Source organism: Streptomyces sp. MZ04 (assembly GCF_004684775.1).
Taxonomy (GTDB): Bacteria; Actinomycetota; Actinomycetes; order Streptomycetales; family Streptomycetaceae; genus Streptomyces.
Genome location: NZ_SRIC01000261.1, coordinates 1 through 11152, shown reverse-complemented (window position 1 = coordinate 11152; position 11152 = coordinate 1). Strand labels below are relative to the sequence as shown.

Here is an 11152-nt window from a genome sequence, read left to right as displayed (position 1 = left end):
GATCTCGCCGTCGAGGAACGGGTTGGGCGCCGGGATCTGGTAGACGTGCCGGGCCCAGCGCACCGCCTTGATGTCGAAGGGCCGCCGTTTGCCGGTGAGCAGGCGGGCCGTGGCGAGTTCGGTGACGAGTTCCTCGTCACTGAGGACGGTGCCGAGCCGGGTGATCAGTTCGACGGCGGCGGCCGGGGTGCGGGGCGCCCCGCTGCGCGAGGTGGTGATCAGGTCGGTGGCGCCGGTGTGCCAGCGCACTCCGATACGGACCTCGTCTTCTGCGCCGTCGGGCAGCAGCGTGATGTCGCTGATCAGGGTCCGCAGCAGGCGTTTGCGGTCCTTGGCGCTGGTGGTGGGGTCGTCCCAGAGCCGGGGCAGGTCGGCGGCGAGTTTCTCCAGCTCGGCGCGGCCGGGCAGCGGCGGGCAGGCCTCGCGGGTGGCGACCAGGGTGGCCTCGGCGTCGTTGAGGGCGGCCAGTTTCGTCTCCCAGCGGCTCTCCAAGGTCCGTGCGACCAGGCGGTTTTCCGGTTCGACCTGGCTGAAGGCCCGCTCGGCGCGGTCGGCTTCGTAGCGGGCGCGTTCGACAGCGAGTTCGGCCGCGTGGTGGGCGCGGGTGTGGCGCTGGGTGACCTGCTCGGCCGCGTCCAGGGCGAGCGTGACCAGTTCGGGTGTCAGGGTCACCAGCAGCAGGCCGGCGACCGCGTCATCCACGACGGTGGCGGCGATCGACCGGCAGGACGTGGTGCGGGCAGCGTCCCTATGCCCCATGCAGTCGTACTGGGCCAGCCGGTTGGTGCCCTGGTAGCGGGTGCCGATCCGGCAGCCGCAGCCCCCGCAGCCGATGATGCCCTGACACAGAGGTTCGCCCTCGCGGGGCGGACGGGCGCCGGTGTGCGTGCAGTTCGCGGTGAGCTTCGCCTCGATGGCCAGGAACTGCTGCCAGGTGATGTACCCGTCGTGGTGATCGGTGATGACGATGCGCCAGTCGGCCCGCGGAACACGAGGATTCGTGGTCAGGACGGTGCCGTCGGGCCGGACGGTGCGCTGGGTGCGGTGACGGCCGTAGACATAGGCGCCGGCATAGGCCGGGTTGGTCAGCACGCCCATGACCCGGCCGTGAGTCAGCTTGCCCCAGCGCAGTTGCCCGTCCCAGACGCCGCCGTAGGCACGCAGCGGGAACAGGCGGGCGGTCAGGGCGGCGACCACCCCGTAGGCGGAGCCGGTGCGGGCGAACTCCGTGAACACGTCGGCGACCGCAGTGCGGACTTCCTCGTCTGCGTCGAGCACGACACTGCCGTCCTCGTCGTAGGCCAGCCCGACGGGCAGCGGGACCCGCAGTTCACCGCGTGCGGCGGCGGTCTGTTTGGCGCCCTGGAGACGGCCGTTGAGCAGGTGGAGCTCGGCTTCGGACATGCTCCCCTTGAGTCCGAGCAACAGCCTGTCGTTGAAGTCCGCAAGATCGTAAATGGCGTCGGTGTCGACGACGAGGGTGTCGGTCAACCGCGCGAGTTCCAGCAGGCGGGCGATGTCCGCGTTGGAGCGGGCCAGCCGGGAGACCTCCAGGCCGAACACGGCCCCGGCCTCGGCCAGACACACCTTCGCCACCACCTCGTGAAAGCCCCCGCGCTCGACCCCGAACCGGCCCGAGACACCCAGGTCCTTGTCGATGACCAGGATGTTCTCCGCCGTCCAGCCCAACGCGAGCGCCAAGTCCACCAGCGCGTACTGCCGCGTGGTCGACTCCGTGTGATCGCGGACCTGCAGCATCGTCGACTGCCGCAGATATTCTCTGAACTTTCGAGAATGTGTAATCGCCTGGGCCCAGCGGCCTGTTCGCGGTCACGGGGGCTCGTTCGTGGGGTGCCGTGTGGTGGTGATATGGCGGCCGGCGATGTGCGAGAAGTCGGGCATGCCGAGGTCGATCGTGGTTCGATGGGTGGCGATCTGGTCTGCTTGGGCGAGTTTCTGCTCGGCCCCGGCGAGGCTGACGCGCAGTCCCTCAACTTCACCGCGCCAGCCTTCGCGCTCGGCCTCAGTGATGCGGTCGAGCAGGTTGTCGCGTACTTCGGCAAGCCGGTGAAGCTGGGCGGGATCAGGCCGCAGAAGAGCGCATCGGATGCAAGCGTGCTCATGAATACAGGCAGTGCCGAAAGCACGTCCGCAGGTGCCGTGGGCGACCTTGCGTCGCTCGAAATGCCCCAGGAAGTCGTCCCATTCCTCGTCAGTCGGGGTGCGGTACTCCTCGCCGGGGCGGGTGGCCCGGCGGCGGGCAATGAAGGCCCGGTGTCCGTTGATGACTTCCTCGGGATAGACGGCCTTGTAGCCCATGGTCGTTGTGATCGCCTTGTGTCCGGCGACGAGTTGGGCAATGTGCGGGGGCATGCCATTGAGGATCGCGTCCGTGATGAAGATCCTCCGGAAGTCGTGCGGCGTGTAGTTCAGCGGACGCCCGCTTCCGTCGGTGATGCCGGTGGCGGCGAGGGTGGCGTTCAGCAGGGCCCTGACAGTGTGGATGGTGATCGGGCGGTGCTCGACGCCGTGCCGGTGCTGGAACAGCAAGGGCATCGGCGGGTTCCAGACACGTTCGTGGATGTCGTAGGAGACCACGAGCGGCAGCGTGGGCTTGCTGCCGCGAACTCGGCTGATGATCGCGCTGAGCACGTCGGCCAGCTCGGGGCTGATGACCAGAAGCCGCTCGGCGTCGGTCTTGGACGGGGCGATCTGCAGCAGGGGCACGAGTTCGCCGGTGGTCGGCAACCGGTATTGCACCAGGCTGTGATGGCTGAGTTCGGCGAGTTCCTCGACGCGGATGCCGGTATGACGCAGGACTTCGACGGCGGCCCAGCTCCAGAAGGCCCGGTGTTCTTCCAGGGTGAGATCTCGGCGCTTGCCGGATTCAGGGTCTTCGGCCCAGGTCTTGGCGGCGAGGGTGTGCTTGCTGAGCACTGCGGCCCGCAAGGTCTGACCGCCGGCGGTGAACAGCTGCCCGGGCGAGGTCTGTTGGGCGACGGCGAGCCGTTCGGCCGCAGCTCTGCGTGCGGTGTCGGCGGCGGTGACCAGGGCGGGCAGCGCCGGGAGACGTTCGCGGGTGCGCTGGTCCATCCGGGATTTGCGATGCGCGTGGACCTTGCGGCGTGACATTTCCGCGTCGCGGATCGGGCAGGGTGCCGCCCATGGTCCCCAGGTCGGCGGGTCCTCCATCGCCCACTGGGCGATGTCGAGGTAGAAGGCGCGGACCATGGACATGTAGTTCATCCCGAGGTCCGCGCGGGGTGCCTCGGTCTGTGAGGTGGTGCCGTCCAGGTTGGGGACGGTGAGCGTTTTGCGGGCGACGCGTCGCTTCCAGGCGGCGGCGACGTCGGGCTCCAGGTGGAGCGAGGAGATGCCGGGGTGGTGGATCTCCAGGTCCTTCCAGAACATCCGGCCCAGGCCGAAGGACATCGAGCGCAAGGTTGCGTAGTCGAGTGCGGGCTGGCGCTCGCGCAGGTAGGCGACCAGGAGATCGCGGATGGGGCGGCAGGCCAGGTCATAGCGGTCGATGAGGTCCTCGATGCCGACCTGGCCCTGGGCGGCGAAGACCCGCACCGTCCTTGGAGCGGTGGCGGGGAACACACCGAGCGCGTGCAGCATCTGGTAGAAGTACAGGCTCGTGTCACGCCGCCCCCGCGCGGCCATGATGTGCACGACCTGGAGGCAGTCGCCGACGACGATGTCGGCGACCGTGCCGCCCTTGGCCGCCAGCAGCCCGGCGACCCTCCGCAGCGCGGCCTCCTTGGTGTTGGCGTTGGCCGGGTCCTCCTGCGCCAGGAGCGTGAGCTTCGCGAAGCCGTCCGGGTCGCGGCCGCGGGCCATCTCCGTGATCAGATGCTTGATGCTGCCGGGGGTGAACATCCAGGCAAGACTCGGGCGGATCACGTCGGCGGCCAGCAGGGGCAGCAGACCGCGGCCGAGCTGGATGAACTCACTGCGGGGCGCCTGGCCGGTCCACTCGCTGCCACGCAGGACGCGGGAGGCCGTCTGCCGCCAGGCGACGTTGCCAGCCTGCTGGGCGCCGCTGGCCAGCCATCGTTCCTGCCAGGTGTCGCCGGGCTCGTCCTCCAGCCAGTCCAGCACCTTGATCAGCCCGGCCTCGCGGCCCTCCTGGTTGCGTGCGCTGTCCGAGATGAAGGGTGGTGTGAGGAGTCGTTCGAGGAGCATCGCGCGGCTTTGCCGGGTGGCCGGCCAGGTCGGTTCCGGCGGCCTCGGAGGGAATCGATCCAGCAGCGTGGTCACCCCGGACACGGACGGTGCCGCAGACCGGGGCGGGGCCGCGGCCGGGGTCGGCCGGCCGCTCACGACGTGCCCTTGCCGAACAGGACGTTCAACGACTCGGCCCGGTAGGCCGGCATGGTCTGCCCGCCGAGGTCGGGCTCCGTCTGACCGCCGGAGCGGCGGAGATGGTGGGCCAGAACGGAGGCGATCACGTCTTCCGGAACGGGAGAAAGGTAAAGCTGAGTGGTCGTCAACTGAGCGTGTCCGAGGACCCACTGGACGTCGGTGAGCGGCATTTTCGGGTCTCGTGCCATGCGATAGGCGGCGGTATGACGCAGGTCGTGCAGGCTCCAGTTCGCGCCGAGCGAAGCGTTGACCCGCTGGAACATTCGGTAGACGGCCGGGTAGGACAGCGGTCGAAACGGACGCCGCAGGGTCCACCACAGCGGCTCGTCCGTGCCGGTGGGCATGAGCCCGTGCATCTGGGCCTGGTAGAGCCGCAGCCAGACGAAGGCATCGGGCGAGGCGGGCAGCGGCTGCAGGGCTTTCGTGCCCTTGCGGATGACCGTGATCAGCTGCTGTCCGGGATCGGCGTCGGTCCATCTGGAGCTCAGCAGTTCGGATGCGCGGGCGCCGGTCGACACGTAGAAGGCGACCAGGGCTCGGTCCCGGTGTGAGGGCAGCTGCGCGAAGAGCTCGTTGAAGCGGTCGTCCGGGATCCTGCGGGGTGCCCGGGTGGCGACCTTGGGGCGGTAGAGGCCGCTCCGCTCGGCGGGATAGGGATCCATCGGGTTGTGATGGATGTGAGCCCGTCCACTCCGGCGCTCGCGTACCAGCGGGAACGGGTTGATGATCGGCCCGGAGCCCGCGTCACGGTGGAAGTCGTAGAAGCTCCGCAGCACGGTCTCGCTGTGCACCCGCGTCGTTGGCGCGTACTTCCTGCCCGGCGACCGCTTGCCCGTCACCGGATTGGCAGCCCCCGGGGCCCGGCCGGCAGTCGGCGACACGCTCGCTGCAGCGTCCTGGCCCTGGTGGCGCCAGTGGGCCCGCTCCGGCTTGTCAGCGATTTGCATCCAGCGGCAGAAGTCGCGGGCCTCGACGCGGGTGGCCCGGTCCCACCCGACCTCCGCCGCCCACAAGAACCGGAACCAGCGCAACAACGCCAGCGTGTACGACCGCTGCGTAGTCTCCGGCCGGCCGATCGCTTGCAGGTCCTTGAGGAACTCGGCGACCGAGGCGACGACCGCGCCGCCCGGGTCGAGTAATCGGTACGGCTCCCAGGGATCGTCCGTCTCTTCCACCGAGCCCACCATCGGAACCGTCAGCACCGCGAGGTCCCGAGGCTCCCTTCCATCCCATCCAGTCATGGGCAGGGACCGTAGACCTGCAGACACGGGCATGTCCCCTGAACTGCACAAACCCTCCCGGCAGTTCAGTCAACAGGTAGATGATCGCCAGGCGAGAACGGTGCGGAGCGGTTATCTTCCCCTCGCCGTTCACGACCGCCACCTCTCGCCCGCAGCGACGTCTCGAGCATGTTCGCCACCGCCATCACGGCGTCCTCGCGCAGCCAGCCCTCGATGCTCATCCGGCCTCGCCCCCGGCTGCCGGCCGCGGCTCGTGCCGCGTCGGCGCCTCATGACGACTCTCCGCTTCGCCGCTGGTCAGCGCAACGTCTGGCCAACGCATCCAGCAGAGCGCGCAGTTCGACCAGTGACTCCTGTGAGACCCGTACATCCTCGGCCGCCGGCCCACGGTCAGTCCACGCCACCGGCAGCGTCATCCTCGCCCCGGCTCCCGTATCGACCACGAACATCCGAGTGCTGCCCCGCTTCATCGAGTACAGGACCTCGACCCGGCGCCCAGCCAGCGGGTGAAACGGATGCGTCACCATCAACCAACCCGAATGCTTCCTGGACGATGCGGCCGTATGCCGCCTCCGTCCCGTCCTGGTCGGATAAATTGGTCGCTGAAGTGGTGCGCATGCTGCTTGATGCGTACTACGACGTCCAGTTCTCCGACCATTCACACGGGTTCCGACCAGGCCGAGGTTGCCATACCGCTTTGCGGGAGGTTGCCGAAACCTGGAAAGGAACACACTGGTTCATTGAGGGAGACATCGCCGATTGCTTCGGGAGCCTGGACTTCACTGTCATGCTTACGACGCTCGGCGAGAAGATCCACGACGGCCGGTTCCTTGCGCTGATCCACAAGATGCTCACAGCGGGGTACCTTCAGGATTGGGAATGGCACGCCACTTGGTCTGGCGCGCCGCAAGGCGGCATCGCCTCACCCGTCCTGTCGAACATCTACCTGCACAAGTTGGATGAATTCGTCGAGAAAGTTCTCGTGCCCGAATACACCCGGGGAAAGAGCAGGGCCGCCAACCCTGTATACCGGAGGCTCGATTCACCGATCGCACGGGCAAAACAGAGCGGCGACCTTCTGGCTCTCCGCAAGTTGCGCCAGCAGCGCCGCCGTATCCCCTACGGGAACCCACAAGATCCCGGATATCGGCGGCTGCGGTACGTGCGGTACTGCGACGACTTCCTACTCGGGTTCAGCGGACCCATCACCGAAGCCGAGGAGATAAAACAGCGGATCCGCCAGTTCCTGAAAGGCGAGCTCAAACTGGAGCTGTCGGAAGACAAGACGCTGATCACTCACGCCAGAAAGGGGGCAAGGTTCCTCGGCTATCACATCGTCGCCCAGCACGCCGACGACCAGATTACCCGTCAAAACAGGGCGGTCAACGGCGTGATAGGGCTGCGAGTCCCGGTCGATGTTCTCACCACCAAATGCGCCCAGTACATGGAACGCGGCAAACCCGCATCCCAGGCCAGGCTCCTGCACCGCAGCGACTACAACATCGTGGCAAGATTCGGAGCCGAATACCGGGGCATGGTGCAGTACTACCTACTCGCCAGCAATGTGCACTGGCTGAACAGGCTGCACTGGGTGATGCAAACCTCCCTACTGAGAACGCTGGCTCACAAGCACGACTCCAAGGTCACCAAGATGTCTCGAAAATACAAAGTTAAGATCGAGACGCCTGAGGGACTGCGGACCTGCTTGCAAGCCCGCATCGAACGCGGCCCAGGGCGAAACCCCTTGGTCGCGACGTTTGGAGGAATTCCGCTGAAACGACAGCGCATGGCGAATATCAAAGATCGCCGACCAGTACGGAGCGCCCTCACTGGTAGCGAGCTGATCCGTCGGCTCCGCCACGGGGAATGCGAACTCTGCGGGAGCGCGGACAACATCCAAGTGCACCACGTTCGCAAACTCGCCGATCTCCAATTCCAAGGCCCTCAACAACAACCGGCCTGGACAGTGTTCATGGCGAAGAAGCGGCGCAAAAACCCTCGTGGTGTGTGCGCCGTGCCATGACGCTATCCATGCCGACCCTCCTGCCACGATAACGGCATGAATAGCTGGAGAGCCGGATGATCGGAAAGCGATCAAGTCCGGTTCGGGAGGAGGCTCACGGGAACCGGACCGGTCAACAGACCGGAACCGCGCCCGTGGGCCCACCTCACAGGCCCGAGGCTTTGCGGGAGGCCACCCGGCAGGCCGCCGCCCGCCGGGAGAACACCTTCCGCACCCGCCTGGCCATCGGAGAGAAGAACGCCCGCAAGCGGATGGCCACGCTCGGCGCGGTCTACGATGCCGACCCCGCACCGCGCCGTCCGCACGACGTGATCACCCCGCCCGGCGGACGGTCCGCCAACTACACCCCGCGGCCGGGGCCCGTCGCCCGGGGCAAGTGGCTGTGCGGTTCGGTCCGTCACGATGCGGAGCATGTCGTCGGGCAGGTCTTCGATCACGCCGAAGCCCGCGATCCCCACCATCGCCGCAGGTGGGTGGTCCTGGTCGACGGCGCCCGCCACCAACTCGACCTGGTCCAGGCAGAAGCCCGCCTCCACGGCGTCGATGTCCACATCGTCATCGACATCATCCATGTCCTGGAGAAGCTGTGGGCAGCGGCCTGGTGCTTCCACCGCACCGGCGACAAGGCCACCGAGAGGTGGGTCGCCACCCACGCCCTGACTGTTCTCGCAGGTCATGCCGCTGAGGTCGCCGATGTCATCCAGGACCAGGCCGATCACACCGAGCTGAGTGGTGAGCAACACCGCGGCGTGGAGGCATGTGTCCGCTACCTGCGGAACAACAGCGAGTTCCTCCACTACGACCAGGCCCTTAAGGCCGGATGGCCCATCGCCACCGGGATCATCGAGGGAGCAGCCAGGCATTTGATCGCCGACAGACTCGATATTTCGGGAGCCCGCTGGGGCCTCGACGGCGCCGAAGCTGTCCTGAAACTCCGCGCCGTCCGCGCCAATGACGATCTCGACGCCTACTGGGAACATCACCTCGCCGCCGAACACCGACGGCTCTACCCAGCCTGCGACCAGGCCAGATAAACCCTCACGGCCTGACTGCGATCTCACTCAGAACGAGCTGCACCCATCCGGTTGTGAGCCAGCGGGCCTGGGCCAGCTCTGCAGAAGCGCCCGTGACCGCATGCTCGAGGCCCCAGCCAGGAGCAGCTGGGGCCTCGTCGCGGCATGCTCATATGTCAGCCCGTGGCGTGAATCAGAGCCAAGTGTGTGGCAGGGCAACGCTCCTGATACCGCCGCGGAGTTAGGGGAGCTTACTCCGCGGAGAACTTCCAGACGAACGGCTCATCCTCGCCGTCCTCCGGAACCCAATGGACCTCAAGGTCCTTGGAACCAGCAGGAACCAGGTAGGTCTGGCACAGGACATGGCTCTCCCCCTGCTTCCAGCCCTCCAAGTCCAGCTCATCCTCACAGCCGGGCGCATCCTCGGCAGCGCCGATGAGAAGGCCACCGCGGGTGCCGTCCGCATAGATCTCCGCCCCGTCACCCACGTCTGGAACCTCCGTGAGAGGGGCGCCCGCCTTGTGCGTGTACTTCACGTGGGCGGTCGCTGCGACCACTATCTGGGGTCCTTCGCTGGCATTTGTTGTGTAAGGCACGGTGGTCACCTCTTCGTGTGGCTGTGAGATATCTGCCGGTCGTGAGGCACGTTCTCGCGGTCGTATGGAGGCATGAAGTTCCGTGCTGTGTGTGCCGAATCGCCCGTGGACGGGCGCCCGTTGTGGGTCGTGGTCGATGAGTCTTACGGGCTGCATCACGAGGCCTGTACATTTCTGGCGGCCCTGCGAGGCATGGGCCGATCGTTCAACACCGAGAAGGCGTACGCGGGCCGCACCGCCATGCTGCTGACCTGGTGTTCCGGGCAGCACCTGGACTGGACACGGGTCTCCTTGCTGGACCTGGCCCGGTTCCTGCGCTGGCTGGTGGACGAGCCGCTGCCGCCTCGGAGTACGCGAGTGAGCTCGCCGCCGCAGTTCCGCATCGAGAAGTCGGCGAACGCCGTGATGACCGGGGTCTTCGAGTTTCTGCGGTTCTGCTCACGCAACGAGTGGGTGGATCCGCAGCTGGCGGCCCGCCTGTCGGAGACGAAGTACCTGCGCTGGCTGCCGCCAGGGCGAGAAGCGGGTGAGGACGGGCAATTCCGCAGCGTTCGGGCCCGGATGCTGAAGCTTCCGGAGCCGGTCGAAGAGGCCGTCGAGTTTCTGACGCCAGAGGAAGCTGAGGAGTTGTTGCAGGTCACCACGCATGCCCGGGACCGGTTCCTGGTCGCCCTCCTGGGCTGCACAGGGGAGCGGATCGGCGAGGCCCTGGGGCTTCGGCGCATGGACATGCACTTGTTGTCCTCCTCGCGGATGCTCGGCTGCCGGGTCGAAGGCCCGCATGTCCATGTCCGGCGGCGGGCGAACAACGCGAACGGGGCGCTGGCCAAGTCCCGTTTCTCCAGGGCGATTCCGGTCACCGACGACCTGGTCGGGCTCTACGCGGACTACCAGTTCGAGCGGGACAAGGTCGCTGAGGCGGCCGACTGCGACATGGTCTTCGTGAACCTCTTCCACGCTCCGTTGGGCCGGCCTATGCGTTACGGCACGGCGAAGGAGCTCTTCGACCGCCTCGCGAAGAGGGCAGGATTCACGGCCCGGCCGCACATGCTGCGGCACGGGGCGGCTACATCCTGGATTCGCGCCGGAGTCGCCCCGGACGTCGTCCAGGTCCTGATGGGCCAGATCTCCCCGGCCTCTCTGACCCCCTACCTGCACAGCAATGGGGCAGATCGGCGGGCCGCCGTCGAGTTGGTGGCGGCTCGACGGAGGCAGTCATGACCAGCGCCGCTGAACTCATCCCACAGACGTCCCCCTCGCCTCCGCTGCTAGATCCCGCGGCCTGGATGCGCTGGCTCCAGGAGCACGTCGATCCAGAGTGGCGACCTGGTGAATGGTCCCAGCAGCCCTGGTTCTTCGACGGCGATCTGAACAATCCCCGCACTGCAGCAGGCCAGTGCATCACTGCCTCGTGCTGGACCCTGGTGCGCGGACCCAACATGATCTGTCGGCACTGCACCGACACTCACGAGGCCAGTGGCCTGAGCCGCGACGAGTTCCTCGCGTCCTACCAGCGACCCCGGGTCCGGAAGGAGCGCGGAACGGACTCGGAGCGCTGCGTCCTGGAACGTTCTTCGGGCCGGTGCGAGCGACCGGCCCACAGCGTCGGTCTCTGCCGAACTCACTACTGCCGCTGGCGGCGCCACTCACGGCAGGGCATCACCCTCGAAGAGTGGCTGGCAACGAGCACAGCCATGCCGATGGCAGCCAAACCAGCCTGCATCGTCCGGGACTGCGCCAACCAGCAGATGCTCGCGGGTCTTTGCTTTTCCCACCACGAAACCTGGACGCGGGAGAAGCGGCTGTCGGGCGCCACACGTGACGCCGCAGAATGGGCACGGCTAACGACCGCAGTCCTGCGCACCAACCAGTTCTGCCTGCTGGCAATGGACGAGCCTGTTCGGTGGGAGG

General features: G+C 67.0%; 7 protein-coding genes and 1 pseudogene. 4 read left to right on the top strand and 4 right to left on the bottom strand.

Going from position 1 to position 11152, the window contains the following annotated elements:
* From E2651_RS34625 to E2651_RS34615, 3 genes are all read right to left on the bottom strand, one after another.
* Positions 1 to 1773: recombinase family protein (locus E2651_RS34625; protein ID WP_280922821.1), on the bottom strand; the 1773-nt coding region annotated here is incomplete at its 3' end.
* A 57-nt stretch (positions 1774 to 1830) separates the two neighbouring features.
* Positions 1831 to 4188, bottom strand: a complete 2358-nt coding sequence (locus E2651_RS45655; RefSeq protein ID WP_245239415.1) for a site-specific integrase — start codon at positions 4186 to 4188, stop codon at positions 1831 to 1833.
* Positions 4189 to 4322: 134 nt separating this feature from the next.
* Positions 4323 to 5609, bottom strand: coding sequence for a site-specific integrase (locus E2651_RS34615; protein WP_135335224.1), 1287 nt, complete (start codon positions 5607 to 5609; stop codon positions 4323 to 4325).
* Here E2651_RS34615 and E2651_RS34610 point away from each other — a divergent pair.
* Together E2651_RS34610 and E2651_RS34605 are read left to right on the top strand one after the other, a co-directional pair.
* A complete protein-coding gene (locus E2651_RS34610) occupies positions 5608 to 7632 on the top strand; it encodes a reverse transcriptase domain-containing protein (RefSeq protein ID WP_348541683.1) in 2025 nt (674 codons plus the stop codon). The two genes, E2651_RS34615 and E2651_RS34610, sit on opposite strands and share 2 nt — an antisense overlap.
* A 56-nt stretch (positions 7633 to 7688) precedes the next feature.
* A complete protein-coding gene (locus tag E2651_RS34605) occupies positions 7689 to 8666 on the top strand; it encodes an ISKra4 family transposase (RefSeq protein WP_135335223.1) in 978 nt (325 codons plus the stop codon).
* A 230-nt stretch (positions 8667 to 8896) separates the two neighbouring features.
* Here the strand turns inward: E2651_RS34605 and E2651_RS34600 are convergent, their stop codons facing one another.
* Entirely contained in the window at positions 8897 to 9202 is a 306-nt protein-coding gene (locus tag E2651_RS34600) for a hypothetical protein (RefSeq protein ID WP_135335222.1), read from the bottom strand.
* 231 nt (positions 9203 to 9433) lie between these two features.
* Here E2651_RS34600 and E2651_RS34595 point away from each other — a divergent pair, with 231 nt between their 5' ends.
* Positions 9434 to 10462 (top strand): tyrosine-type recombinase/integrase, encoded by a 1029-nt coding sequence (locus E2651_RS34595; protein ID WP_245239413.1) that lies wholly within the window; start codon positions 9434 to 9436, stop codon positions 10460 to 10462.
* Positions 10459 to 11152, top strand: a pseudogene (locus E2651_RS34590) (hypothetical protein); the annotation flags it as partial. The gene E2651_RS34595 and the pseudogene E2651_RS34590, both read left to right, overlap by 4 nt.